This is a genomic window from Duganella flavida, from assembly GCF_009857445.1.
Lineage (GTDB): Bacteria > Pseudomonadota > Gammaproteobacteria > Burkholderiales > Burkholderiaceae_D > Rugamonas > Rugamonas flavida.
The window spans coordinates 432655-458675 of the sequence record NZ_WWCN01000003.1 but is presented as its reverse complement, the minus strand read 5'-3'; the positions used below and the strand labels follow the sequence as shown (position 1 = coordinate 458675).

At 59.8% G+C, this 26021-nt stretch carries 19 protein-coding genes and 4 tRNA genes; 17 read left to right on the top strand and 6 right to left on the bottom strand.

The features are described from left to right. Positions 1-8: 8 nt before the first annotated feature. Positions 9-842 carry a presqualene diphosphate synthase HpnD gene (gene hpnD / locus GTP46_RS06615; RefSeq protein ID WP_161005805.1) on the bottom strand — a complete coding sequence of 278 codons (834 nt, stop codon included), beginning with the start codon at positions 840-842 and terminating at the stop codon, positions 9-11. Between the two features lie 83 nt (positions 843-925). On the opposite strand from hpnD, the gene GTP46_RS06610 reads away from it, so the two are divergent. After that, positions 926-1336, top strand: a complete 411-nt coding sequence (locus tag GTP46_RS06610; RefSeq protein WP_161005804.1) for a VOC family protein — start codon at positions 926-928, stop codon at positions 1334-1336. 132 nt (positions 1337-1468) lie between these two features. Further along, positions 1469-1795 carry a hypothetical protein gene (locus GTP46_RS06605; protein WP_161005803.1) on the top strand — a complete coding sequence of 109 codons (327 nt, stop codon included), beginning with the start codon at positions 1469-1471 and terminating at the stop codon, positions 1793-1795. Here the strand turns inward: GTP46_RS06605 and GTP46_RS06600 are convergent. Next, positions 1764-2183 (bottom strand): hypothetical protein, encoded by a 420-nt coding sequence (locus GTP46_RS06600; protein ID WP_161005802.1) that lies wholly within the window; start codon positions 2181-2183, stop codon positions 1764-1766. The two genes, GTP46_RS06605 and GTP46_RS06600, sit on opposite strands and share 32 nt — an antisense overlap. Before the next feature lie 44 nt (positions 2184-2227). Next, positions 2228-3070, bottom strand: coding sequence for a squalene synthase HpnC (gene hpnC, locus GTP46_RS06595; RefSeq protein WP_161005874.1), 843 nt, complete (start codon positions 3068-3070; stop codon positions 2228-2230). A 180-nt stretch (positions 3071-3250) separates the two neighbouring features. Between hpnC and GTP46_RS06590 the strand changes: the two genes are divergently transcribed. From GTP46_RS06590 to GTP46_RS06535, 12 genes are all read left to right on the top strand, one after another. Then, positions 3251-4333, top strand: coding sequence for an efflux RND transporter periplasmic adaptor subunit (locus tag GTP46_RS06590; RefSeq protein ID WP_371869577.1), 1083 nt, complete (start codon positions 3251-3253; stop codon positions 4331-4333). Further along, positions 4330-7419 (top strand): efflux RND transporter permease subunit, encoded by a 3090-nt coding sequence (locus tag GTP46_RS06585; RefSeq protein ID WP_161005801.1) that lies wholly within the window; start codon positions 4330-4332, stop codon positions 7417-7419. The genes GTP46_RS06590 and GTP46_RS06585 overlap by 4 nt, the downstream gene beginning before the upstream one ends. A gap of 171 nt (positions 7420-7590) precedes the next feature. After that, positions 7591-7677: transfer RNA gene (locus GTP46_RS06580), tRNA-Leu, on the top strand. A gap of 32 nt (positions 7678-7709) precedes the next feature. After that, positions 7710-9050: a trigger factor gene (gene tig / locus GTP46_RS06575; protein WP_161005800.1), complete on the top strand. Its 1341-nt coding sequence runs from the start codon at positions 7710-7712 to the stop codon at positions 9048-9050. Positions 9051-9126: 76 nt separating this feature from the next. Continuing rightward, positions 9127-9744: an ATP-dependent Clp endopeptidase proteolytic subunit ClpP gene (gene clpP, locus GTP46_RS06570; RefSeq protein ID WP_371866049.1), complete on the top strand. Its 618-nt coding sequence runs from the start codon at positions 9127-9129 to the stop codon at positions 9742-9744. Positions 9745-9894: 150 nt separating this feature from the next. Beyond that, on the top strand, positions 9895-11163 hold the full coding sequence (gene clpX / locus GTP46_RS06565; RefSeq protein WP_154378856.1) for an ATP-dependent Clp protease ATP-binding subunit ClpX: 1269 nt from the start codon (positions 9895-9897) through the stop codon (positions 11161-11163). Between the two features lie 280 nt (positions 11164-11443). Then, positions 11444-13855, top strand: a complete 2412-nt coding sequence (gene lon, locus GTP46_RS06560; protein WP_161005799.1) for an endopeptidase La — start codon at positions 11444-11446, stop codon at positions 13853-13855. A 184-nt stretch (positions 13856-14039) separates the two neighbouring features. Further along, positions 14040-14312, top strand: coding sequence for a non-specific DNA-binding protein Hbs (gene hbs / locus GTP46_RS06555; protein WP_070266615.1), 273 nt, complete (start codon positions 14040-14042; stop codon positions 14310-14312). Between the two features lie 61 nt (positions 14313-14373). Next, positions 14374-14449 (top strand) — tRNA-Val (locus GTP46_RS06550). A gap of 58 nt (positions 14450-14507) precedes the next feature. Further along, positions 14508-14584: transfer RNA gene (locus GTP46_RS06545), tRNA-Asp, on the top strand. Positions 14585-14623: 39 nt separating this feature from the next. Next, positions 14624-14700, top strand: a tRNA-Asp gene (locus GTP46_RS06540). 230 nt (positions 14701-14930) lie between these two features. After that, positions 14931-16844 (top strand): SurA N-terminal domain-containing protein, encoded by a 1914-nt coding sequence (locus GTP46_RS06535; RefSeq protein WP_161005798.1) that lies wholly within the window; start codon positions 14931-14933, stop codon positions 16842-16844. A gap of 32 nt (positions 16845-16876) precedes the next feature. Here GTP46_RS06535 and mnmH read toward each other — a convergent pair whose 3' ends face one another. After that, the gene (mnmH, locus tag GTP46_RS06530; RefSeq protein WP_161005797.1) at positions 16877-17932 is read right to left on the bottom strand and encodes a tRNA 2-selenouridine(34) synthase MnmH; all 1056 of its coding nucleotides are present in this window, start codon (positions 17930-17932) and stop codon (positions 16877-16879) included. Then, positions 17929-18567 (bottom strand): arylesterase, encoded by a 639-nt coding sequence (locus GTP46_RS06525; RefSeq protein WP_161005796.1) that lies wholly within the window; start codon positions 18565-18567, stop codon positions 17929-17931. Before GTP46_RS06525 ends, mnmH begins: the two co-directional genes overlap by 4 nt. Positions 18568-18598: 31 nt before the next feature. Between GTP46_RS06525 and GTP46_RS06520 the strand changes: the two genes are divergently transcribed. Both GTP46_RS06520 and GTP46_RS06515 read left to right on the top strand, forming a co-directional pair. Beyond that, on the top strand, positions 18599-19312 hold the full coding sequence (locus tag GTP46_RS06520) for an ABC transporter ATP-binding protein (RefSeq protein WP_161005872.1): 714 nt from the start codon (positions 18599-18601) through the stop codon (positions 19310-19312). Then, positions 19312-20769, top strand: coding sequence for a S41 family peptidase (locus GTP46_RS06515; RefSeq protein WP_161005795.1), 1458 nt, complete (start codon positions 19312-19314; stop codon positions 20767-20769). Before GTP46_RS06520 ends, GTP46_RS06515 begins: the two co-directional genes overlap by 1 nt. Here the strand turns inward: GTP46_RS06515 and GTP46_RS06510 are convergent. Next, a complete protein-coding gene (locus GTP46_RS06510) occupies positions 20766-22271 on the bottom strand; it encodes an NAD(P)H-hydrate dehydratase (RefSeq protein WP_161005794.1) in 1506 nt (501 codons plus the stop codon). The genes GTP46_RS06515 and GTP46_RS06510 overlap by 4 nt on opposite strands. A 96-nt stretch (positions 22272-22367) precedes the next feature. Between GTP46_RS06510 and GTP46_RS06505 the strand changes: the two genes are divergently transcribed. Next, positions 22368-25958 (top strand): hydantoinase B/oxoprolinase family protein, encoded by a 3591-nt coding sequence (locus GTP46_RS06505; protein WP_161005793.1) that lies wholly within the window; start codon positions 22368-22370, stop codon positions 25956-25958. Positions 25959-26021: the final 63 nt, after the last annotated feature.

Below are 26021 nucleotides of genomic sequence, written 5' to 3'. Positions count from 1 at the left end.
TATCCGGATCAGCCACGGATGTAGGTCTTCCAGGCCAGCCAGAGTTTGCGGAGCGGCGTCAGCGAAATGCGTTGGTTCAGCACGTGGTAGCCGTCAGCCTGGACTTCGGTCAGCACGGTGCGGTAGATGGCAGCCATCATCAGGCCCGGGCGCTGGGCGCGGCGGTCTTCTTTTGGCAGCAGGGCGTAGGCTTCGTCGTAGGCGGTTTGCGCGCGGGCGGCCTGGAACGCCATCAGCTGCTCAAACTTCTCGCTGTGCTTGCTGTTGAGGATGTCGGCGGCGGTGACGTTGAACTGCTGCAGCTCGTTGATCGGCAGGTAGATGCGGCCTTTGCGGGCATCTTCGCCGACGTCGCGGATGATGTTGGTCAGCTGGAATGCGAGGCCCAGCTTTTCCGCGAACTGCAGGGTTTGTGGATTGGTCACGCCAAAGATGCTGGCCGACAGGATGCCGACCACGCTGGCCACGTGCCAGCAGTATTTGCTGAGCGCGGTGTAATCGAGGTAGCGGGTCTGGTTCAGATCCATCTCCATGCCGTCGATGATGGCCTGCAGGTGCTCTTCCTTCAGATTGTACGGCGCGATATGCGGCTGCAGCGCCTGCGTTACCGGGTGCGTCTGCTGGCCGGCGTACATGCTGCTGATCTCCTTGCGCCACCAGGCCAGCTTGATGCGGGCGATCGATTCATCGGTGCATTCATCGACGGTATCGTCCACTTCGCGGCAAAACGCGTACAGGGCGGTGATGGCGCGGCGACGCTCCGTCGGCAGGAACAGAAAGCTGTAGTAGAAACTGGAGCCGCTTTGGGCGGTCTTTTGCTGGCAGTAGTCGTCGGGAGACATGGATAAAAAAGCAATGGACTGTTCGAAGCCGCTATTTTATAGGAATGAGTTACAGTCTCGGTTCATTATTTGGTGGAGTTGACATGATTTCTATCCGGGAAATTGACCATGTCGTGCTGCGGGTGGTGGATCTGGCGGCGATGCTGGACTTTTATTGCGGTGCACTGGGTTGTCCTGTGCAGCGGCGGCAGGATGAAATCGGGCTGGTGCAGCTGCGCGCCGGCAGCTCGCTGATCGACCTGGTGCCCCTGGACAGCAAGCTGGGCCGCATGGGCGGCGCGGCGCCTGGCAAGGAGGGGCGCAATATGGACCATTTCTGCCTGAGGGTAGAACCATTTGATGCCGAGGCGATCCGCTTGCACCTGGCCGAACATGGTGTGGAGGCAGGCGCTGTCGAGTCCCGCTACGGTGCCGAGGGGGAGGGGCCGTCGATTTATGTGGCCGACCCCGAAGGTAATGTGGTTGAACTGAAGGGACCACCTACTGCAACGTAGCGTGATTTAAGGATACAATATGTTACCTTTTCGGGAGATTGTATTCGTATGAAGTCGCAGATTGTCGCAGCCTTGATCATCTTGCCAGTGTTTGCTGGGTGTGAAGGTTCGTCTGCGGAGGACGCAGCGCCCATGAAAACGGCCACGTATTACACCCAGCACCTGTCGGAAGCGCAGGAAGTAGCGAGCCACTGCAAGCTGCTGGACGCCCAGAAACAGCGCTCGCTGAGCGTGGGCGACTACCAAGAGTGGCAGATTTCCAACGAAGGCGTGAATTGCCAGACGGCGCTGTCGGTGTCGGAAGCGGCTTCACTGCGTGAGTTCGTGCTGAAGCAATCTAAGCCGCAAACAACGCCGGTTGTCGCGCCGAAAGCCACGCCGCCGTCCTCGTCCGCGCCCATCCCGCAAGAACGCACCGAGCAAAAAATCATTTCCGCCCAGACGCTCGCTCCTGTTTGATTTTTTCGAACTCAGCGCTCATTTGCGCCTGTCGCGCGTCAATTGTGTCAAGTTGTTTGCGAATTCTTGTCAGTGCCAGCTCGGTTTCGATGGACTGCTTCCTGATCTCGCTTTGCCATTGGCCTCGCTCCTTACGTGAGTCGTAAGAGGCGAGCATATTGTTGAGCAGCGAGGCATTGAAGCCGGCCACACCGAAAATGACTGCGAGACCTGTGCTGACGCCGGTCAGAATCACCGTCATTTTTATATTGCGCATTTCCGCCTTCATCTCGCGCACTGCGGCGGTGAGCGCATCGAACCTGGCGAGGACGGTCGCAAATTTAGAATCGGTACGCGCTTCGCTCGCGCCGATTTTTGCATCCGCTTCTTCTCTGTTCATATCAGCCATGTTGCGAGTATAGGCCTCGCAATATGAGCGTCAATTGAGCTGCATCAAGCCGTGCGGGGCGTGGCTGCCAGGCGTTTTTTCATGCGTACGGCGGCCCAGAAGATGCCCATCCAGTCGCGCCGGACCAGCTTGGGGCGGTGCAGGAAGACGTCGTATTCCACCGCCTCAATCGCATCGAGAATGCGCAAGCCGCCTTGCACCACCATGCGCAGTTCAAAGCCGATGCGGCCGGGCAAGCGCAAGGCCAGCGGCGCGCCGCTCAGCAGCAGCTTACGGGCGCGATCCACTTCAAACCGCATCATCGAACGCCAGCGCGGGCGGGCGCTGGGGTGTTCCAGCGCCGCCGGCGAAATCGCGTAGCGGTTCAGGTCTTCCAGCGGAATGTAGATGCGTTCCTTGTGTAAATCAATCGCCACGTCCTGCAAGAAATTGATCAGCTGCAGCGCGGTGCAGATGGCGTCCGAATCGCGCACATTGTCCTCATCCGCCGCGCCGTACAGGTGCAACATCATGAAGCCGACCGGATTGGCCGAGCGCGCGCAGTAGTCCAGCAGCGCGTCGTAAGTCTGGTAGCGCGTCACCAGCACATCCTGCTTGAAGGCGGACAGCAATTCGTACAGCGGCTTGAGCGGCATCTCGTATTCGCGCACCACCTGCGCCAGCCGTTCGAACATCGGTTCATGGTCGCTCTCGCCCTGGGCGATGCGGTCCAGGGCCGCTTCATAGGCATTCAGCGCCGCCAGGCGTTCTTCCGGCGTGGCATTTCCTTCATCGGCCAAATCGTCAGCGCTGCGGGCGAAGGCGTAAATTGCTTCTACCGCCGGGCGCAGGCGCTTGGGCAGCAAAATGGAGGCAACAGGGAAGTTTTCGTAGTGATCGACCGGCATAAACGGGGAGAACGGCAGGTGCCGGTGTGTGATTGGTTTCCAGCGCGTAATGGTAGTGCTATCTTGAAATGAGAGCAAGTATTCATGCCAAAAATTAATGACGCACAAGTCATTTGCAAAGGACGTTGTTCAGCTTATAATCAATAAATAACCTGTCAGTCATTAAAAAGGAAGCCCCTCGTGTCTACTCTCAAGAATGTGCTGGTCGCCGCCTCGGCGCTGGCTGTACTGGGCGCTTGCTCCAAGCAGGCGGAGAAAACAGAAGATATCCGCCCGGTGCGCGCCATCTCGCTAGCCAGCAGCGACGTCGATGTGAATGCCGAATTTTCCGGTGAAGTGAAGGCGCGGGTGGAGTCGCGCCTCGGTTTCCGCGTCGCCGGCAAGATTGTCAGCCGCAAGGTGGATGTGGGCACACTGATCAAGAAGGGCCAGGTACTGATGCAGCTTGATCCGCAGGACTTGCAGCTGTCGCAGGCACAGGCGCTGGCTAACTTGCGTGCGGCCGAGACCAATCGCGACCTCGCCAAGGCCGAGCTGCAGCGTTACCAGGAACTGCGCAGTAAGAGCTTCGTCAGCCAGGCTGTGCTGGACGCCAAGGATTCCACTTACAAAGCCGCCCAAGCCAATGTGGATGCGGCGCAGGCTGGTTATCGCGGCCAGTCCAACCAGGCCGGCTATGCCTCGCTGCTGTCGGATGTGGATGGTGTGGTGACGGCGGTCAGCGCCGAGATCGGCCAAGTGGTTGCGGCTGGTACGCCGGTGGTGAATGTGGCCAAATCGGGCGAGAAGGAAATCGTCATCGGCATTCCCGAAGATAAGGTGGACAGCTTGCGCCGCGTTCCCGACGTGCAGGTGCGCCTGTGGGCCGATCCAAAGAACGCGGTGGCCGGCAAGATTCGCGAAATTTCGCCGGTGGCTGATCCTTCCACCCGTACCTACACCGTCAAAGTGTCGATTCCCGACTCGCTGGCCGAAGCCAAACTGGGCATGACTGCCGTGGTGCAGTTCGCCTCCAAAACGCCGACGCCACAGATCAAAGTGCCGCTGACCGCGCTGTTCTATGAGAAAAAAGCCACCTCGGTGTGGATCGTGGAGCAGGGCGCGGTCAAGCTGGTGCCGGTTGCCATCGGCGGTGTGGCGGGCAACGATATCGTGCTGGCTAGCGGCGTGAAGGCCGGCCAGACCGTGGTCACGGCTGGCGTCAACCTGCTCAAGCCGGGCCAGAAGGTCACGATCCTCGGTAACGACGGGGTCGGCAAATGAAGGAAGGATTCAACCTCTCACGCTGGGCGCTGGAGCATATCCCGCTGACCCGTTACCTGATCGCGGTGCTGCTCATTGGTGGCGCGCTCAGTTATTCCAACCTCGGCCAGGATGAAGATCCGCCGTTCACCTTCCGCGCGATGGTGGTGCGGGCCAACTGGCCGGGCGCGACTTCGCTGCAAATGGCTGAGCAGGTCACTGACAAGCTGGAGAAAAAGCTGCAGGAAACGCCGGATATCGACGAGATTTCCAGCTACTCCAAGCCGGGCGAGACTACCATCATCCTCAAGCTGCGTGAATCGGCGCCGCCGAAAGAGGTGGCGCAGTCGTGGTACCAGGTGCGCAAGAAGATAGGCGATATCCGCGGCACGCTGCCGTCCGGCGTGCAGGGGCCGTTCTTTAACGATGAGTTCGGCGATACCTACGGTTCCATTTTCGCGCTGTCCGGCGACGGCTTTACTTACGCTGAGATGAAGGACTACGCCGACTTCGTGCGCCAGCAGTTGCTGGCCGTGCCGCTGGTGTCCAAGGTCGAGCTGTTCGGCGTGCAGGACGAGAAGATCAATATCGAGTTCTCGCACAAGAAATTTGCCCAGCTGGGCATTCCGTTCGAGGCCATCGTTAACCAGATCGCCACGCAGAACTCGGTGGAAGCTACCGGCGTGCTGGTAACGCCGACCGATAATCTGCAAGTGCGCGTGACTGGCGCCCTGAAGACCGTCAAGGATCTTGAAGAGCTGGAGTTGCGGGCCAACGGCACCACCTTCCGCCTTGGCGACTTCGCCACCATCAAGCGCGAGTACCAGGACCCGCCGGGCAACAAGATGCGCTTCAATGGCAAGGAAGTGATCGGCCTTGGTGTGTCGATGGAAAAGGGCGGCAACATCATCCAGCTTGGCAAGCACATGGAGAAAACCGTGCGCGAGATGAAGGCCAAGCTGCCGGTTGGTATCGAGCTGGAGCGCGTGTCCGATCAGCCTGAGGCCGTGAAAGCCTCGGTGGGCGAGTTCGTGCACACGCTGATTGAGGCGGTGTTGATCGTGCTGGCCGTCAGCTTTGTGGCGCTAGGTTTGCATAGCAAGCCGAAGCTGCGTCTGGACGTCCGTCCGGGCCTGGTGGTGGCACTGAGTATTCCGCTGGTGCTGTCGGTGACCTTCCTGTTCATGCGCATGCTGGACATTGACCTGCACAAAATTTCGCTGGGGGCGCTGATCATCGCGCTGGGCCTGCTGGTGGATGACGCCATCATCGCCGTGGAAATGATGGTGCGCAAAATGGAAGAGGGCATGTCGCGCTTCGACGCCGCCACCTTCGCCTACAAATCGACCGCCATCCCGATGCTGACCGGTACGCTGATTACCGTCGCAGGTTTCCTGCCGATCGGCCTGGCCAAGTCCGCAGCAGGCGAGTACACCTTCTCGCTGTTTTCGGTTAACGCGCTGGCGCTGGTAATTTCGTGGGTGGTGGCAGTGACCTTCACGCCTTACCTGGGCTACGTCCTGCTGAAAGTGAAGCCGCATGGCGACGGCGGTGGCGAGCATGAGTTGTTCGACACGCCGGGCTTCCGCAAGTTCCGTGCGCTGGTCAACTGGTGCGTTGAATTCCGCTGGATCACCATCGGCGCCACGCTGGCTGTGTTCGCGCTGGGTATTTACGGCTTCAAGTTCATCGAGAAGCAGTTCTTCCCGGATTCGAGCCGTCCTGAGCTGATGGTGGAATTGTGGACGCCGGAAGGCACGACCTTCAGCGCCAACGAAGCGCAGGTGAAGAAGTTCGAAGCCTTCATCCGCAAGCAGGAGGGCGTGGTCAGCGTGACTAGCTACGTCGGCACCGGCTCGCCGCGCTTCTACCTGCCGCTGGACCAGATTTTCCCGCAGACGAACGTGTCGCAGATCGTGGTGCTGCCGAAGGACTTGAAAGCACGCACCGCGCTGCGCGACAAGATCGTCGACGTGTTCAAGCATGATTTCCCTGAGGTGCGCGGCCGCGTCAAGCTGCTGCCTAACGGGCCGCCGGTGCCGTATCCGGTGCAGTTCCGCGTCACTGGCACGGAAGTGGACAAGGTGCGCGCGATTGCCGACCAGGTGAAAGACATCATGCGCGCCAATCCAAACACCATTGGCGTGAACGACAACTGGAACGAGTCGATCAAGGTGCTGCGCCTCGATCTCGACCAGGACAAGATGCGCGCGCTGGGCGTGACTTCGCAAACCGTGATGCGTGCTGCGAACACGATCTTGTCCGGCACCGCCATTGGCCAGTTCCGCGAAGGTATCAAGCTGATCGACATCCAGATCCGCCAGCCGATTGAAGAGCGCAACACTATCTCCGTGCTGAACGACACCAATATCCCGACTGCCAGCGGCAAGTCGGTGCCGATCAGTCAACTGGCGCGCGCCCACTTTGTGTGGGAGCCGGGCGTGGTGTGGCGGGAAGGGCGTGACTGGGCGATTACCGTGCAGTCCGACGTTGCAGATAACATCCAGGGCCCAACCGTCTCCGGCCAGATCGAGCCGCAACTGAAAGCGCTGCGTGATGCGCTGCCCGCCGGCTACGCCATCCGTGTCAAAGGCGCGGCTTCGGATAGCGGCGCAGCGGAAGCCTCGATTGCGGCCAATCTGCCCTTGGCGGTGTTCCTGATCTTCACGCTGTTGATGCTGCAGCTGCACAGCTTCTCGCGTTCGCTGCTGGTGTTCCTGACTGGCCCGCTGGGCGTGGCAGGGGCGGCGATGGCCTTGCTGTTGCTGGGCCGTCCTTTGGGCTTCGTGGCCAACCTCGGCATCATCGCGCTGTTCGGCATGATCATCCGCAACTCGGTGATCCTGGTCGACCAGATTGAGCAAGACATCAAAGCTGGCCACGATCCGTGGACTGCCATCGTCGAATCGGCGGTGCGCCGTTGCCGTCCTATCATCCTGACGGCCGCTGCGGCAGCGCTGGCAATGATCCCATTGTCGCGCTCGGTATTCTGGGGGCCGATGGCGGTAGCCATCATGGGCGGTCTGATTTTGGCCACAGCACTCACTTTATTGTTCCTGCCAGCGCTGTATGCGGCCTGGTTTAGAGTGAAAAAGCCCAATAAATAAGCAAAAATGGGCGAAAAACAGCGGAATGTTGGCGACATGGTAAAAATCGTCACCATTCCGCGAAAAACCCGTTAGAATATCGCGTTGAAGTTGAAAGCTCCTGCTCTGAAAGCAGGAAGAGGGCGACCCTTTTCACTTACAGGTCGCCCTTTGCTTTTGTGCAAACAAGCCGCGAGGATGGCGAAATTGGTAGACGCACCAGGTTTAGGTCCTGACGCCAGCAATGGTGTGGGGGTTCGAGTCCCCCTCCTCGCACCAACTGTATTTCTTATTTTTTGGACGATTTTTACATGGCAACTGCAGTCGAAACCTTGGGCAAACTCGAACGTCGTATCACGATCTCCTTCCCGCTGACCGAAGTCCGCGCTGAAGTTGAGAAGCGCCTGAAAGTGCAAGCCAAAACGGCTAAGGCACCAGGCTTCCGTCCGGGCAAAGTTCCTCTGAAAATGGTCGCAGCACAATACGGTTATCAGATCGAGACCGAAGTGCTGAATGATAAAGTTGGCCGCGCTTTCAACGACGCCGCAAACGAAGCACAACTGCGCGTAGCTGGCTACCCTAACATCGAACCTAAGCAAGAATCGCCAGCTGGCGTGCTGACCTTCGATGCAACCTTCGAAGTCTACCCAGAAGTCGTTATCGGCGACCTGACCACCGTAGAAATCGAAACCGTCAAAGCCGACGTCAGCGACGCTGAAATCGACAAGACCATCGACATCCTGCGCAAACAGCGCGTGCACTTCCACACCAAAGGCGAAGCTGGCGAACACGGCGACGGCGGCGAAGCTGTTGCTGCTAATGGCGACCGCGTGACCGTAGACTTCGTTGGCTCGATCGACGGCGTGGAATTCCCAGGCGGTAAAGCTGAAGGCTACCCATTCGTACTGGGCGAAGGCCGCATGCTGCCAGAATTCGAAGCTGCTACCGTTGGCCTGAAAGTCGGCGAAGCCAAGACCTTCCCACTGGCATTCCCAGAGGACTACCACGGTAAAGACGTAGCCGGTAAAACCGCTTCGTTCACCATCACCCTGCAAAAGCTGGAGTGGGCCCACCTGCCGGAAGTTGACGCAGAATTCGCTAAATCGCTGGGCGTGGCCGATGGCGACGTGGCTAAAATGCGCGAAGACATCAAAGTCAACCTGGAGCGTGAAGTCGCTGGCCGCGTGAAAGCACGCAACAAAGAAGCCGTGATGGACACCCTGGTCAAGACCGCCACCCTGGACGTGCCAAAATCGCTGGTTGCTCAAGACACCGAGCGCCTGGCTGAAATGACCCGTCAAGACATGGCTCAGCGCGGCATGAACGTTAAAGACGTGCCATTCCCACCAGAACTGTTCGCAGAAAAAGCCGAGCGTCGCGTACGCCTGGGTCTGATCCTGTCGCAACTGGTTGGCGAAAACAACCTGCAAGCGCAGCCAGAACAAGTAAAAGCCCAGATCGAAGACTTCGCACAAAGCTACGAAGATCCACGCGAAGTGCTGAAGTACTACTACAGCGACCGTCGTCGTCTGGCCGAAGTTGAAGCCCTTGTATTGGAAGAAAACGTCGTCAACTACGTACTGGGCCTGTCGAAAACTTCGTCCAAGGCAATCGCCTTTGACGAACTGATGGGAAGCAACGCTCAGGCGTAATTCAGTTTGGGCCGGATGATGTATTATTGTCATTCCGGCCCTTAAAGCTGCTTCACAAGGAAATAGAATGACTGGTATGAACCGAAATCCGGCGCTGGACACCGAAATGCTCGGCCTGGTGCCGATGGTGGTGGAACAAAGCGGTCGCGGCGAGCGCTCTTATGACATCTACTCGCGTCTGCTGAAGGAACGTATTATCTTCATGGTCGGTCCGGTCAACGACCAAATGGCCAATCTGGTGGTCGCCCAGCTGCTGTTCCTGGAAAGCGAAAATCCAGACAAGGACATCTCGCTGTACATCAACTCCCCAGGTGGCTCGGTTTCGGCCGGCCTGGCGATCTACGATACCATGCAGTTCATCAAGCCTGATGTATCGACCCTGTGCACCGGCATTGCCGCCTCGATGGGCGCATTCCTGCTGGCCGCAGGCGCCAAAGGCAAGCGCTTCTCGCTGCCGAACTCGCGCATCATGATTCACCAGCCTTCGGGCGGCTCGCAAGGTATGGCTTCGGATATCGAAATCCAGGCCAAGGAAATCCTGTACCTGCGCCACCGGCTGAACTCGATCATGGCAGAACGCAGCGGCCAAACCGTTGAACAGATCGCCAAAGATACCGATCGTGACCGTTTCATGTCGGCAGAAGAAGCGGTAGAGTACGGCTTGATCGACAAAATGTTGACCAACCGGGCTTGATGCAACCTTTGCAGCATAGCTAGAAAAAACGCTCGGGCGATTAATCGTTCGGGCGTTTCGTTTTTATTTCGGGTAGCATGTGAATGCAGGCGGAGTTTCCGGGCCGCATTGCACTGATTACTTGCATCCTGTAACCAAAGAAAACTGCCCATGTCAGACAAAAAATCCTCCAGCGGCGAAAAACTTCTGTACTGCTCGTTCTGCGGCAAAAGCCAGCACGAGGTGAAGAAACTCATCGCCGGACCATCGGTCTTCATTTGCGATGAGTGCATTGACCTGTGCAATGACATCATCCGCGACGAAACCTCGGCCATCGAGTCGGTGACGGGCGCCAAGTCGGACCTGCCGACGCCGCATGAAATCAAGGACTTGCTGGACCAGTACGTCATTGGCCAGCAAACGGCCAAGCGCATCCTGTCAGTGGCGGTGTACAACCACTACAAGCGCCTCAAGCACCTGGGCAAGAAAGACGACGTCGAACTGGCTAAGTCCAACATCCTGCTGGTCGGTCCTACCGGTTCGGGTAAAACCCTGCTGGCCCAGACTTTGGCGCGCATGCTGAACGTGCCGTTCGTGATCGCCGACGCCACCACGCTGACCGAAGCCGGCTACGTGGGCGAGGACGTTGAGAACATCATCCAGAAGCTGTTGCAAAGTTGCAACTACGATGTCGACAAGGCCCAGCGCGGCATCGTCTACATCGACGAGATCGACAAGATTTCGCGCAAGTCAGACAACCCATCGATTACCCGCGACGTGTCGGGCGAGGGCGTTCAGCAAGCGCTGTTGAAACTGATCGAAGGCACCATGGCTTCGGTACCGCCACAAGGCGGCCGCAAGCATCCTAACCAGGACTTCGTGCAGATCGACACCACCAACATCATGTTCATTTGCGGCGGCGCGTTTGACGGCCTGGCCAAAGTGATCGAGAACCGCTCGGAGAAATCCGGCATCGGTTTCGGCGCTTCGGTGAAGAGCAAGTCCGAGCGCAATGTCAGCGACGTGCTGATGGAAGCGGAACCGGAAGACCTGATCAAATTCGGTCTGATCCCTGAGCTGGTGGGCCGTCTGCCGGTGGTTGCCACCCTGGCCGAGCTGACCGAAGAAGCGCTGATCCAGATCCTGGTCGAGCCGAAGAATGCGCTGATCAAGCAGTATTCCAAGCTGCTGGAAATGGAAGGCGCGGAACTGGAAATCCGTCCGGCTGGCCTGCACGCGATCGCCAAGAAAGCACTGGCGCGCAAAACCGGCGCCCGTGGTCTGCGTTCGATCCTGGAACATGCGCTGCTCGATACCATGTACGAGCTGCCAAATGAAACCAATGTCACTAAAGTGGTTATTGATGAGAATACCATCACCAGTGGCGCTAAACCTTTGTTGATTTATCAGGAGCAGGCAAAAGCCTCTGGTGAGAATTAAATAACTTGTGCACACTTGTCCCGCGCCACTGCAAAAATTCATTTCGCATCCATGGGGCAAGGCGGTACAATAAAAATCAATAAAAGAATACAGGCTTCATTCGGAAAGCCACTCGTGACACCTGTGTCGCGCGTGGCTTTTTTATTTAGCCTTACTTTTAGAGTAGGACTGCTTCTTTGAAAAACATTCTTTTTATAAGGGAATTATTTCTTGTAGGTCGGTCTTGTGATTTGGCAAAACAGCGCCCACATCATAATCACGCTTTCACATAAGGTACGCCATGACAACTTCCAAATTAACTGAGCAAACTCAACTGCCGTTATTGCCGCTGCGGGACGTCGTCGTTTTTCCGCATATGGTGATACCGCTGTTCGTAGGGCGCCCAAAATCGATCAAGGCGCTGGAAGCCGCTATGGAGCAAGGCAAGAGCATCATGCTTGCCGCCCAAAAAGCCGCTGCCAAGGACGAACCTTCTGCTTCCGATATCTATGAAATTGGTTGCGTGGCCAATATTCTGCAAATGCTGAAACTGCCGGACGGTACCGTGAAGGTGCTGGTCGAAGGTGCCCAGCGCGCGCGCATTAACAAAATTACCGATGCGCCGACGCACTTCGTGGCCGACTTGACGCCGCTCGATTCCGAGCTGGGCGACGATTCGGAAATCGAGGCTATGCGCCGCGCCATCGTTCAGCAGTTCGACCAGTACGTTAAGTTGAACAAGAAAATCCCTCCTGAGATCCTGGCTTCGCTGTCGGGTATCGACGATGCCGGCCGCCTGGCTGACACCGTCGCCGCACACCTGCCGCTCAAGCTCGAACAGAAGCAAGTGATCCTTGAGATCTTCAGCGTCGCCAAGCGCCTGGAGCACCTGCTGGGTCAGCTCGAAGGCGAACTCGATATCCTGCAAGTCGAGAAGCGCATCCGTGGCCGCGTTAAGCGCCAGATGGAGAAGTCGCAGCGCGAGTACTACCTGAACGAGCAAGTCAAAGCCATCCAGAAAGAACTGGGCGAGGGCGAAGACGGCGCCGATCTGGACGAGCTGGAGAAGAAGGTTGCCCTGGCCAAGATGCCGAAAGAGGCACTGGACAAGGCTACCGCCGAGCTGAAAAAACTCAAGCTGATGTCGCCGATGTCGGCCGAAGCTACCGTGGTGCGCAATTACATCGACACCCTGGTCAGCCTGCCGTGGAAGAAAAAATCCAAGGTCAATAACGACCTGTCCAACGCTGAGAAAGTGCTGGAAGGCGATCACTTCGGTCTTGAGAAGGTTAAAGAACGCATCCTGGAATATCTTGCAGTGCAACAGCGCGTCGACAAGCTGAAGGCACCGATCCTGTGCTTCGTTGGTCCTCCGGGCGTGGGTAAAACCTCGCTGGGGCAGTCGATCGCCCGCGCGACGAACCGCAAGTTCGTGCGCATGGCGCTGGGCGGTGTGCGTGACGAGGCCGAGATTCGCGGTCATCGCCGTACATACATCGGCTCGATGCCGGGCAAGGTGCTGCAATCGCTGGCGAAAGTCGGCGTGCGCAACCCGCTGTTCCTGCTGGATGAGATCGACAAGATGGGCGCGGACTTCCGTGGCGATCCTTCGTCGGCGCTGCTGGAGGTGCTGGATCCTGAACAGAACCACACCTTCTCGGACCACTACATCGAGGTCGACTTCGACCTGTCGGATGTGATGTTCGTGGCGACCTCGAACTCGTACAACATCCCGCCGGCACTGCTGGACCGTATGGAAGTGATTCGCCTGTCGGGTTATACCGAAGACGAGAAAACCAGTATCGCCCAGCGCTATCTCCTGCCGAAACAGGTCAAGAACAATGGCTTGAAAGAGGAAGAGATCTCGATCAGCGAAGCGACGGTGCGCGATATCGTGCGCTACTACACCCGTGAAGCCGGCGTGCGTTCGCTGGAACGCGAAGTGTCGAAGATCTGCCGCAAGGTCGTGAAGATGCTGCTGCTGAAGAAGTCGGACAAGAAAGTGATCGTCACGCCGAAAAACCTGGACAAGTTCCTGGGCGTGCGCCGCTATGACTTCGGCGTGGCAGAGAAAGAAAACCAGATCGGCCAGGTGGTCGGCCTGGCATGGACCGAAGTGGGTGGCGATCTGCTGACCATTGAGGCTGTGCAAATGCCGGGCAAGGGTGGTGTGATTCGCACCGGTACCTTGGGCGACGTGATGAAAGAGTCGATCGAAGCAGCCCGCACCGTGGTGCGCAGCCGCGCCAGCCGTCTCGGCATCAAGAACGAAGTGTTTGAAAAGAGCGACATCCACATCCACGTGCCGGAAGGTGCTACGCCGAAAGACGGTCCTTCCGCCGGCGCTGCGATGACCGTGGCGATGGTGTCGGTGTTTACTGGCATCCCGGTACGCGCCGATGTGGCGATGACCGGCGAGATCACGCTGCGCGGCGAAGTTCTGCCGATCGGCGGCTTGAAGGAAAAACTGCTGGCGGCCCAGCGCGGTGGCATCAAAACCGTGCTGATCCCTGAGCAGAACGTCAAGGATCTGGCCGACATTCCGGACAACGTCAAAAACAAACTGGAAATCGTGCCAGTGCGTTGGATCGACAAAGTGCTGGAAATCGCACTGGAACGCCAGCCGGAACCGCTGACCGAAACCGCACCGGTAGAAGCCGTGGCGGCAGCAGCGACCAAAGCTGATGGCCAGGGTGAAGTGGTAAAACACTAACTGTTTAGCTGCATTACTAAGAAAACGGGCACTTTTATAGTGCCCGTTTTTTTATTTTTACTTATTTTTCTATTGTGCAGCCTTGACACCAAGGTGGGCTGGCTTGTTTAATACGGCCTGAAATTTTTCTGTTTCCATGTTTTAAATGGAAACAACGATATAACCTTTGTGACGGGGAATTGCTTTGAATAAGACTGAATTGATCGACCATATCGCCACCACCGCTGATATTTCGAAAGCGGCTGCTGCTCGCGCGCTGGACGCAGTGATCGACGGCGTAACCACCACCCTGCAAAAAAACGACAGCGTGACCCTGGTTGGCTTTGGTACCTTCTCTGTGAGCGAACGCGCTGCCCGCACCGGCCGCAACCCGCGCACCAAAGAAGAGATCACCATTGAAGCAGCTAAAGTTCCTAAATTTAAAGCTGGTAAAGCTTTGAAAGATGCTGTAAACTAACGGACTTCAGTGAGCAGCAACGGTTAAGAAGTACATAACTAGGCTGCTCATAAAGGCAAATGGGCGGTTAGCTCAGTTGGTAGAGCGGAGCCCTTACAAGGCTTAGGTCGGGAGTTCGAGCCTCTCACCGCCCACCAAGAAACATTTGCCAGAAATTAAGTTTTAATGTAATATGTAGCACCTTGATATTCAGCTGGAGCGGTAGTTCAGTTGGTTAGAATACCGGCCTGTCACGCCGGGGGTCGCGGGTTCGAGCCCCGTCCGCTCCGCCAACAAATATCAAGTTTAGTAAGTCGACGTAATGCCGTTTAGGAGCGGTAGTTCAGTTGGTTAGAATACCGGCCTGTCACGCCGGGGGTCGCGGGTTCGAGCCCCGTCCGCTCCGCCAGAATATAGAAACCCGCAGCTTGAATAAGGCTGCGGGTTTTTTCGTTTCCGCGCCGATATTTAATTAAATATCGCCCGCAGCAACATTTTTGTGGTTCGCCGTGGCTGTTTTGCCAATAATTCGCCCTTGCTATAGAGGGGTGTGCATTGTAAAATCCGGCAACCGGAATTGGCGAACGCGAGTTCGCCTTTTTTGTATGTGCAAGCCCCATCAATCCGAATTGGCAGACCATGTTTGAATTTATTCGTACCCATCAACGCTTGATGCAGATTTTTCTGGCCATTATCATCGTGCCATCGTTTGCATTTGTCGGTATCGGCAGTTACAAGAGCTTTGGCGATGACGCCGGCACCATCGCCAAAATCGATGGCAAGCCACTGACCCAGCAAGAATTCGATACCGCCGTGCGCAACCAGCTGGACAGCTACCGCCAGCGCTTGGGCGCGCAGTTCGATCAGAAAATGTTCGACACGCCTGAGTTCAAGCAAAACGTGCTGGACCAGCTGATCGCGCAGCGCGCCATCGCCGCTGAAGTGATCCACGCCAACCTGAATGTGACCGATGCACAGCTGCAAAAAGCCATCGTCGACATGTTCGGTGGCCCGGCCAACTTCAATATGGACACCTACAAGCAGGTGCTGGCCGCGCAAGGACTGCGCCCGGTCGACAACGACGCCCGCATGCGCCGTGAACTGGCGTTGCAGCAGCTGGCTGTGGCCATCGAAGGCACCGGCTTTGCGCCGCGTAGCGTCGCCAAATCGCTGTCCGACATCGCCGCGCAAGAGCGCGAAGTGCAGGAACTGCTGCTGCCGGTGGCCGACTTCGTGCCGCAGGTGAAAGTCACCGACGACATGGTCAAGGCTTTCTACGAAAAGAACAGCAAGCAATTCGAAGTGCCTGAACAGGCCAAGATCGAATACGTGGTGTTCAGCAACGACGCCGTCATGAGCCAGGTGAGCGTGAGCGACACCGAAGTGTCGGACTACTACACCAAGAACACTGCGCAGTTCACCACGCCGGAAACCCGCCGTGCCAGCCACATCCTGATCAATCTGAAAGAAGGCGCCAACGCTGCCGAGACCGCTGCTGCCAAAGCCAAAGCGGAAGCTGTGCTGGCTGAGGTACGCAAGGCCCCGGCTGACTTCGCCAAGATCGCCAAAGCCAAATCGGAAGACACCGGTTCGGCCGAGCAGGGCGGCGACCTGGGCGTGGTTGAGAAAGGCCTGTTTGTCGCGCCAGTGGAAAGCGCCATCGGCAAACTGAAACAGGGCGAGATCAGCGATCTGGTGCAGTCCAAATTCGGCTTCCACATCATTACCGTGACCGAGCTGAAGCCAGCCGTTGCCAAGCCATTTGACACCGTCAAAGGCGAGGTGGCCGACCTGCTGAAAAAGCAGAAGGCCACCAAGAAATATTCGGAAATGGCCGAAGCGTTCACCAACATTGTCTACGAGCAAGCGGACAGCCTGAAGCCAGTGGCTGACAAGCTGGGCCTGAAGATCGAAACCGCCGCAAGCGTATCGCGCAATCCGTCGCCTGCCGCCGGTCCTGCACCATACAACAACGCCAAGTTCCTGGCCGCGCTATTCTCGAACGATTCGATCAGCAACAAGCGCAACACCGAAGCCGTTGAAACTGCACCAAGCACCCTGGTGGCCGGCCGCATCGTTGAATTCAAGCCTGCGACCAAGCGTCCGCTGGCTGAAGTCGATGCAGCGATCCGTCAACGTGTGACCATCGAAGAAGCGGCCAAGCTTGCTGCCAAGGCGGGTGAAGAGAAACTGGCTGCGTTCAAGAAATCGGGCGAAGCCAATGGTTTTGGCGCTGCCAAAGTGGTCTCGCGCGCCAAGGCTGAAGGCATCAACGGCCTGGCCATGCAAGCTGTCATGAAAGCCGACACCACCAAGCTGCCAGCGTATGTTGGTGTGGAAGTGCCAGGCATGGGCTATGGCCTGTACCGCGTCAACAAAGTACAGCAGCCTGCCCAGCAAGATGAAGCGCAGCGCAAACAGGAATCCGACCAGATCGGCAACCTGATTGCCCAGCAAGAGATGGCACAGTACGTCGAACTGCTGAAGCAAAAAGCCAAGGTGAAAATCCTGAAGCCGATTGCAGCGGCGACTGTCGTCACCGAAGTGAAGTAAAAACTAAAAGGGCCGCATCAAGCGGCCCTTTTTTATTGGCTGGTCAGTTGCCGCGCGGCGGCGGCGAACGAAGCGTCGTCAATGTCGGCCAGTTCCAGCGGCACGGCTTGCGCGTACTTGATGAAGTTGCGATCGATGGAGCGCAGGTAGGATGGGTCGTAATGCTGGGCCAGCAGCTCGTCGACCAGCGCCGCCATCTGGCCGGATTGCGACATCGCCTGCCAGTGAGCGATCTTTTCTTTGCCGTGCAACTGCGTGAGGTGCTCAAGTTGCGCATTCAGCGTTTGTGGGCTATCGAGGAAGTGCTGGTAGTCCTCCATCAGCAAGCGCACCCGATTCGCGCGCGATAGCGTGAGGGCGATGCAATCAGCGGCGCGAATCGCCTCCATCAGCGCGGCCGGCACGCGCAGGTTGCCGACCTTTTTGCTCTCCGCTTCCACAAACACCGGACGGGCAGGGTCGAAGCGGCGCAGCACATTCCAGACCATCGTTTCAAATGCCTTCTGGCTAGGCTGCGGCTGCGACGGCAGATGGCCCAGCACCGAACCGCGATGCGCGGCCAGCTGTTCCAGGTCCAACACCTGCGCGCCTTGTGAGGCCAGCACCTCCAGCAAGCGGCTCTTGCCGCTGCCCGTAGTGCCGCACACCACCTTGAAATTCAGCGCCGGCGCGTGCTCCAGTGCTGCATTCACTTGCTGGCGGAAGGCTTTGTAGCCGCCTTCCAGCTGCACTACCGGCCAGCCGATCTTGGCGAGAATATGCGCCATCGAGCCGCTGCGATTGCCGCCGCGCCAGCAGTAAATCAGCGGCCGCCATTCGCGCGGTTTATCGATCCACAGCTCTTCGATGTGTTGGGCGATGTTCTTGGCGACCAGCGCCGCGCCCAGCTTCTTGGCTTCAAACGAGCCGATTTGCTTGTACATGGTGCCGACGCGGATGCGCTGCTCATCGTCCAGCACCGGCGCGTTGATGGCGCCGGGCAGGTGGTCGAGCGCGAACTCGCACGGACTGCGGGCGTCGATGATGGCGTCGAAGGTGCCGAGTTGCGACAGCACCTGTTCGATGCTCAGTACTTCTGGATACTTCATTTGGCCTTAATGGTTTTTTGCAGCGTGGGCCAGATATTGGCAAGAATAATCGGATGCGCTTCAGCCAGCGGATGCAGGCGATCCGGCTGGAACAGCGCCGGCTTGTCGGCCACGCCGTCCAGCATGAACGGCACCAGCGGCGCCTTGATGTCCTTGCTCAGCGTGCCGTACATGGCGAAGAATTTATCGGCATAGTCGCGGCCATAGTTGGGCGGCATGCGCATGCCGATCAGCATGACCTTGGCATCGGCCTTGGCGGCCGCGTCGCTCATGGCGCGCAGGTTGGTTTGGGCGGCGGCCACCGGCAGGCCGCGCAGGCCGTCGTTGGCGCCCAGTTCGATCACCACCAGGTCGGGCTTGTACTTGCTCAGCAGGGCGGGCAGGCGCGAGCGGCCGCCGCTGGTGGTCTCGCCGCTGACGCTGGCGTTGACCACCACCGCATCGATCTTGTTTTGCTTGAACTTTTGCTCTGCCAGCGCTACCCAGCCGGTGCCGCGCGCGAGGCCGTATTCGGCCGATAAACTATCTCCGAGCACAAGCACGGTTTTTGGTGCAGAATAGGCGCTCGCCGCTGCCGATAACAAGAGCAGGGCGCCCAGGAACTTTCCAGATAAACGATTTAACATATTCAGCATGCCCGATTTTTCTAATGCGTCGACTCAATTCATGCCGGACGGTCCGGCTTCTGCAGCAGCGCCTGTGACGGCGTCTGTGGTGCATCCAGCCATTGCCGTCAGCGGCCTGGCCAAGCGTGTGGCGGACGCCAGCGGCGAACTCACCATTTTGCACGAGGTGGATTTTACCGTGCAAAAGGCGGAGACGCTGGCGATTGTTGGCGCCTCCGGCTCCGGCAAGTCGACCTTGCTCGGCTTGTTAGCCGGCCTGGACACGCCAAGCGCCGGCAAAGTAGTGCTGGACGGTGTAGACATTTATGCACTGGATGAAGATGGCCGCGCAGCGCTGCGCATGGAAAAGCTGGGCTTTGTGTTCCAGTCCTTCCAACTGCTGGCGCATTTGACGGCATTGGAAAACGTCATGCTGCCGCTGGAATTGGCCGGCGTGAACCACGCGCGTGAGCGGGCCGAAGCCATGCTGTCGCGGGTCGGACTGGCCTCCCGCCTGAAGCATTATCCGAAATACCTGTCCGGTGGCGAGCAGCAGCGCGTGGCCCTCGCACGCGCCTTCGTCACCGAGCCGCCACTGCTGTTCGCCGACGAGCCGACTGGCAGCCTCGATGCGGCCACCGGCGAAGCGGTGATCCAGTTGATGTTTGAGCTGAATCGCCAGCACGGCTCGACGCTGGTGCTGGTCACGCACGACCAGGCCATGGCAGCCCGCTGCCGCCGCACCATCACCATCGCAGCAGGCCGCTTGGTTTGATGCCCAGACTCGCTACGGCTTGCCTGCTGGCGGCGGGTGCCGCCGTGGCTGCGGAAACGCCGCAAACCGCTGCCCAGTGGCAGGATGTGGCTGCTGCCGATATCGAAGCGGCTTATCAGCTCACGCTGGAGAACCATCCCGGCACCTATGATCCGGCCAATCCGGATTTTGTTTCGCGGTTGGGCGATGCGCGCAAGGCGGGTTTGCAATTGGCCGCACAGGTGCGCGATGGTGCGGGCTATCACGCCGCGCTCTCGCGGTTCAATACGGTGCTTCATGACGGCCATGCTGGCGTCGGATTTCTTGCGCCATCGCCGGCGCCGTGGCGCTGGCCGGGCTTTGTTGCCGCATGGCGCGGCGATAGCATGTATGTCTACGCCACCGTGCCGGGCGGTCCTGCGGCAGGCAGCCGCATTGAATCCTGCGATGGGCTGCCGATTGCGTGGCTGGTGGAATCCAATGTGTTTGCGTTTCAAGGGCGGAGTGAGGAGCCGGGCAACTGGTGGAGCGAGGCAGCGGATGCTTTTGTCGACAAGGGCAATCCCTTTATCCAGCTGCCGCAGGTTTGTTCGTTCACGCTGGAGGGCAAGCCATTCTCCATGACGCTGGCATGGAGTGTTTATACCGATGAGATGCTACGCTGGCGGCAGCAGAGTTACACCGGCGACGTGCTGCCGGTGGGCCTGAGCGAAACGCGTCCGGGTTTGTACTGGGCGGCGATGCCCGAGTTCCAGCCAGACGAGGCGCAGCGGACGGCTTACCGCGCGATGTCGTCCAAATTACGCGCGCAGCCGCAGCGCTATCAGCAGGCGGATGCGGTCGTGATCGATTTGCGTGGAAATCATGGCGGCTCCTCCCAGTGGAGTCTGGACTTCGCTTCCGCGCTGTGGGGCGACGAGGAGGTCGCGCGGCGTGATGCGGCGCGCACCAGCGGGCAGCAGGTGTGGTGGCGTGCGTCGGCCGGCAATGTGGCGCATGTGCGCTGGCTGGTTGGCATGCTGAAGGAGCAGGGCAACGCGCAGCTGGCGGCCAGTATCAATGCGCTGGCCGATGCAATGCAGCAGGCGATGGAGAGGAATGATAAGTTCTTAGTCAGCGGCACGCGGGCGCCAGACGCGGCATCTCATACCGCTGCGGCGCCACTGGCCTTCAACCGTCCAGTTTACGTGATCGTGCCGGGCCAGTGCGTGAGTGCTTGCCTGGATGCGCTGGACTACTTCACCATGTTCCCCAACACGAAACTGATAGGCGCGCCTAGTTCGGCCGACTCCACCTACATGGAAGTCCGTTACCAGCCGTTGAACTCCGGCTTGGCCCGCGTGGTCATTCCGACCAAGGTTTATGTTGGCAGGCCACGCGCGGCGGGGCAGTTTTATACGCCGCACATCACGGTTAATGATCTCGAATGGTCGACCGCGAACTTTCTGAAGGCGATTGAATCGGACTTGAAGCGCTAGCGGCCGTGATGCTGGACCATGCGGTTCAGCGCGACGCGGACGGCTGGGATGAGTTCCGCCGCCGTCAGGCCGATCGGGCCTGCGCCCTCGGTGACCAGTACATCGGCCGCCATGCCGTGCAGCCAGGCCGCCGCCAGCGCGGCTTCCCACTGCGGCCAGCCTTGTGCCAGCAGCGCGCCGCATAATCCTGCCAGCACGTCGCCGGTCCCAGCCGTAGCCAGCGCCGGATTGCCAGTGGTGTTGATCACTGCATCGCCGCCTGGCGCGGCAATTACCGTTCCGGATCCTTTCAATACCACTACCGCATGCAGCCGCGCCGCCAGCGCGCGCGCTGCCGCCAGCCGGTCCGCCTGCACGGCGGCGATGCTGCTGCCGAGTAGTCGGGCCGCTTCCAGTGGATGCGGCGTCAGCACTACGGCAGCAGGCCGGTGCGCCATGGCAGTTTGCAGTGCCGGATCGGCAGCCAGCAAGTTCAAGGCATCCGCATCGGCCAGCAAGGCGCTGCCGCAGTTGACGGCGCCTGCCAGCAAATCGTGCGCCGCGCGGCTGCCGCCGAGGCCCGGACCAATCACCAGCGTTGCCAGGCTGAGGTCAAAATCGCCAGCCAGCCGGCACATCAATTCCGGCTGGCCCGGATCGAAGGCCAGCGCTTCTTCCGCAAACAAGGCGTAGACGCGTCCGGCGCCGCTGTTGAGTGCAGCCCGCGCCGCCAGGATGGGCGCACCACCCATGCCGCGCGCGCCACCAATGACGGCCACGTTGCCGTAGCTTCCCTTGTGCGAGTTGTGCCGGCGGGCGCGCAAATGGCGGGCAAAGAATTTGACGTCGTTCAGGTGCAGCCGCGTCGGCGCGTAATGGCTGGCGTCGATTTCCAGTCGCGCCACATCGACCAGGCCGGCGTAATCGCGGCCATCGCAGGTATGCAGGCCGGGCTTGTTGCCGATGAAGGTGATCGTGTGGGTGGCGTGGATAGCGATGCCGTTTGGCCCGATCACCGCGCCAGTGTCGGCATCCAGCCCGCTGGGCACGTCGAGCGCCAGCACCGTGCAGCGTAATTGGTTGATGACCTCGGCCAGTGCGCGGAAAGCGCCGTCCAGCGGCCGTTTCAGGCCGATGCCAAACAGGCCGTCCACCACCAGGCTCCATTCGGTGCCCGTGATGTCGGTATCGTCCCATTCGCGGAAGCGGGCGTCGCTGACCTTGGCGCGCTGCAGTGCCGCGTTGCGTTCCGGCGAGGAGGCGCCGCTGGGCGTAAAGTGGATCAGTGTGACTTGCGCGCCGGTATAGGAAAGATGCGCAGCCGCTTCCAGTGCATCGCCGCCATTGTCGCCGGGGCCAGCCAGCACCAGCACGCGGGCGTGGGCGGTCGACAACGGCAACAGGTCGAGCGCCGCGTTGGCGCTAGCCTGGCCGGCACGCTGCATCAGCGCGCCCGGCGGCAATGCGGCGGCGGCAGCGCGCTCGATGGCGCGGATTTCGGCGACGGAGTAGAGCGGATTCATGCTGCCATTTTAGCATCGAAATTTCTACCGGGGCGGCTGGCGTGCGACGGGCTGGCCGCACTACAATAGATGATTCTCACCTTAGCGAGGCTATGCATGGATTGGCAATTCTGGATCGACCGCGGCGGCACGTTTACCGACATCGTCGCGCGCACGCCCGACGGCCGGCTACGCACGCTCAAGCTGCTGTCCGAGAATCCGGAACACTACGCCGATGCGGCCATTGCCGGCATCCGCCAACTGATGGGTGTGGCCAAGGGCAAGCCGATTCCGGTGGCACAGATCAGCGCTGTCAAGATGGGCACCACGGTCGCCACCAACGCGCTGCTGGAGCGCAAGGGCGAGCCGACCGCGCTGGCCATCACGCGCGGCTTCCGCGATGCGCTGCGCATCGCTTACCAGAATCGTCCGCGCCTGTTTGATCGCCGCATTCTGCTGCCGGAGCTGCTGTACAGCCATTTGATCGAAATTGATGAGCGCGTGGGCGCGCATGGCGACACCGTCACGCCGCTCGACCTGACGGCTGCACGCGCTGGGCTGGCCGAAGCTTACGATCGCGGTCTGCGCTCGCTGGCAGTGGTCTTCATGCACGGCTACCGCTACCACGCGCACGAAACCAAGGTGGCCGACCTGGCGCGCGAGATGGGCTTCACGCAAGTCTCGGTGTCGCACGAAATCAGCCCGATGATGAAGCTGGTGGCGCGCGGCGATACCACCGTGGTGGATGCCTACCTGTCACCGATCCTGCGCCGCTATGTTGATCAAGTTGCGCAAGAGCTGCCGGGCGTGAACCTGCAATTCATGCAGTCCAACGGCGGCCTGACCGATGCGCGCGCGTTCCAGGGCAAGGATTCGATTTTGAGCGGCCCGGCGGGCGGCATCGTCGGCATGGTGCGAGCGTCCAAGCTGGCCGGTTTCGACAAGGTGATCGGCTTCGACATGGGCGGTACTTCGACCGACGTGTCGCACTTCTCCGGTGAGTTTGAACGCGTGTTTGAAACACAGGTTGCCGGCGTGCGCATGCGCGCGCCAATGATGAGCATCCACACGGTGGCGGCGGGCGGCGGCTCGATCCTGCATTTCGACGGCAGCCGCTATCGCGTCGGCCCGGACAGCGCCGGTGCGAATCCCGGTCCGGCCAGCTATCGTCGCGGCGGGCCGCTGGCGGTCACCGACTGCAACGTCATGCTCGGCAAAATCCAGCCGGCGCATTTCCCGCAATTGTTCGGCAGCGACGGCAAGCAGTCGCTGGACGCGGCCACCGTGCGCCAGCGCTTTGCCGATATGGCGACGCAAATCGCCGCCGCCACCGGCCAGCCGACCACGCCGGAGCAGGTGGCGGAAGGCTTCCTCGATATCGCGGTCGGCAATATGGCCAACGCTATCAAGCAGATCTCGGTGCAGCGTGGGCACGATGTCACCGAGTATGCGCTGACCAGCTTTGGTGGCGCGGGCGGGCAGCACGCCTGTCTGGTGGCCGATGCGCTGGGCATGAAGACAGTGTTCGTCCATTCGCTGGCCGGCGTGATGTCGGCCTACGGCATGGGCCTCGCCGACCAGACGGCGATGCGCGAAGCGGCAGTGGAGCTGCGTTTGAACGAGCAGGCCTACGCCGATCTGGCGGCGCGGCTGCATGCGCTGGGCCGCCAGGCGCGTGCCGACCTGCATCACCAGCAGGTAGTCGACGAACGCATCTCGCTGATCAACCGCGTGCACCTGCGTTACGAGGGTACGGACACTGCGCTGATTGTGCTGTTCGATATGGTGGAGAGCATGCAGCAGCAGTTTGAAGCTGCTTACCGCAAGCGCTATTCCTTCCTGATGCCGGCGCGTGCGCTGATCGTGGAGGCGGTGTCGGTGGAAGCCGTGGGCAAGTCCGATGCGCCGGCCGAAGCGGTGGAGCCGGCGCCGCGCCGCGTCTCCGGCCTGATGCCAGATGCGGTGGTGCCGATGTACACCGGCGGCAAATGGCGGCAAACCAGTTTGTACCAGCGTTCCGCCACGCGCATCGGCGATGTGGTGAAGGGCCCGGCCATTATCGCCGAGGCGAATGCCACCACCATCGTGGAAACCGGCTGGCAGGCCGAGGTGACGATACACGATCACCTGGTGCTGAAGCGCGTGGCCGCGCTGCCGGAACGCCGCGCCATCGGCACCACGGCCGATCCGGTGATGCTGGAAATCTTCAACAACCTGTTCATGTCGATTGCCGAGCAAATGGGGCTGCGGCTGCAGAACACCGCGCACTCGGTGAACATCAAGGAGCGGCTCGACTTCAGCTGCGCCATCTTTGACGCCGACGGCAACCTGATCGCCAATGCGCCGCACATGCCGGTACATCTCGGCTCGATGGGAGAGAGCATCAAGACCGTGATGCGCGAGAACGCAGGCAGCATGCGCGCGGGCGATGTCTTCATGCTCAACGATCCGTACAACGGCGGTACGCACTTGCCGGATGTGACGGTGATTACGCCGGTGTTCGATCAAGCGGGCACCGAAATCCTGTTCTACGTCGGCTCGCGCGGCCACCACGCGGACATCGGCGGTACCACGCCCGGCTCGATGCCGCCGGATTCGCGCGTGATCGAGGAAGAGGGCGTATTGATCAACAACTTCAAGCTGGTTGATGGCGGCCGCATGCTGGAAGACGAAACGCGTGCGTTGCTGGCCGGCGCCCAGTACCCGGCGCGTAATCCGGACCAGAACCTGGCCGACATGCGCGCCCAAATTGCCGCCAACCAGAAAGGCGTGGAAGAGCTGCACAAGATGGTGGCGCACTTCGGACTCAACGTGGTGCGAGCCTACATGGGACACGTGCAGGATAACGCCGAGGAAGCGGTACGCCGCGTGATCAGCGCCTTGAAAGATGGCGCGTTCACGCTGCCACTCGATAACGGCGCGCAGATCCAGGTGGCGGTCCGCGTCGATCAAGGATCGCGCAGCGCGAAGATTGATTTTACGGGCACTTCGGCGCAGCTGGATAACAACTTCAACGCACCATCTGCGGTGTGCATGGCGGCGGTGCTGTACGTGTTCCGCACGCTGGTGGACGATGAGATTCCCTTGAATGCAGGCTGCCTCAAGCCGCTGAAGGTGCTGATCCCGCGAGGCTCGATGCTGAATCCGCACTATCCGGCCTCGGTCGTGTCGGGCAATGTGGAGACTTCGACCTGCATCACCAACGCGCTGTACGGCGCGCTGGGCGTGATGGCGGCGGCGCAGGGCACCATGAATAACTTCACCTTCGGGAACGCCAAGTACCAATATTACGAGACCATCAGCGGCGGCTCCGGCGCCGGGGATGGCTTCGACGGCACGAGCGTGGTGCAAACCAATATGACCAACTCGCGCCTAACCGATCCGGAGATCCTGGAGTTCCGTTTTCCAGTGCGATTGGATAGCTACGAAATCCGCGCCGACAGCGGCGGGGCGGGGCGCTGGCATGGCGGCAATGGCGGCGTGCGCAAAGTGCGTTTCCTTGAGCCGATGACGGCAGCCATCCTGTCCAACAACCGCATCTACGCGCCGTTCGCCATGGCCGGCGGCGAACCGGGCGCTTTGGGGCGCAACAGTGTGCAGCGCGCCGACGGCAGCGTCGAGGTGCTGGGCCACATCGGCAAGACCGACATGCAGCCAGGCGACGTGTTCATCATCGAGACGCCTGGCGGTGGCGGTTTCGGTTCCTGATACCAAGGGTAGCGGAATCCAATACCACCGATTCCCAGCTTGTCCATCTCCCTGCTGCGACGT

Coding starts and splice junctions, on each gene's coding strand:
- GTP46_RS06505 (WP_161005793.1), top strand. CDS start 22,368: ATGGATTGGCAATTCTGGATCGACCGCGGCGGCACGTTTACCGACATC.
- GTP46_RS06520 (WP_161005872.1), top strand. CDS start 18,599: ATGCCGGACGGTCCGGCTTCTGCAGCAGCGCCTGTGACGGCGTCTGTG.
- GTP46_RS06515 (WP_161005795.1), top strand. CDS start 19,312: ATGCCCAGACTCGCTACGGCTTGCCTGCTGGCGGCGGGTGCCGCCGTG.
- clpX (WP_154378856.1), top strand. CDS start 9,895: ATGTCAGACAAAAAATCCTCCAGCGGCGAAAAACTTCTGTACTGCTCG.
- hpnD (WP_161005805.1), bottom strand. CDS start 842: ATGTCTCCCGACGACTACTGCCAGCAAAAGACCGCCCAAAGCGGCTCC.
- mnmH (WP_161005797.1), bottom strand. CDS start 17,932: ATGAAGTATCCAGAAGTACTGAGCATCGAACAGGTGCTGTCGCAACTC.
- GTP46_RS06510 (WP_161005794.1), bottom strand. CDS start 22,271: ATGAATCCGCTCTACTCCGTCGCCGAAATCCGCGCCATCGAGCGCGCT.
- GTP46_RS06525 (WP_161005796.1), bottom strand. CDS start 18,567: ATGCTGAATATGTTAAATCGTTTATCTGGAAAGTTCCTGGGCGCCCTG.
- hpnC (WP_161005874.1), bottom strand. CDS start 3,070: ATGCCGGTCGATCACTACGAAAACTTCCCTGTTGCCTCCATTTTGCTG.
- tig (WP_161005800.1), top strand. CDS start 7,710: ATGGCAACTGCAGTCGAAACCTTGGGCAAACTCGAACGTCGTATCACG.
- GTP46_RS06585 (WP_161005801.1), top strand. CDS start 4,330: ATGAAGGAAGGATTCAACCTCTCACGCTGGGCGCTGGAGCATATCCCG.
- clpP (WP_371866049.1), top strand. CDS start 9,127: ATGAACCGAAATCCGGCGCTGGACACCGAAATGCTCGGCCTGGTGCCG.
- lon (WP_161005799.1), top strand. CDS start 11,444: ATGACAACTTCCAAATTAACTGAGCAAACTCAACTGCCGTTATTGCCG.
- GTP46_RS06610 (WP_161005804.1), top strand. CDS start 926: ATGATTTCTATCCGGGAAATTGACCATGTCGTGCTGCGGGTGGTGGAT.
- GTP46_RS06600 (WP_161005802.1), bottom strand. CDS start 2,183: ATGGCTGATATGAACAGAGAAGAAGCGGATGCAAAAATCGGCGCGAGC.
- GTP46_RS06535 (WP_161005798.1), top strand. CDS start 14,931: ATGTTTGAATTTATTCGTACCCATCAACGCTTGATGCAGATTTTTCTG.
- GTP46_RS06605 (WP_161005803.1), top strand. CDS start 1,469: ATGAAAACGGCCACGTATTACACCCAGCACCTGTCGGAAGCGCAGGAA.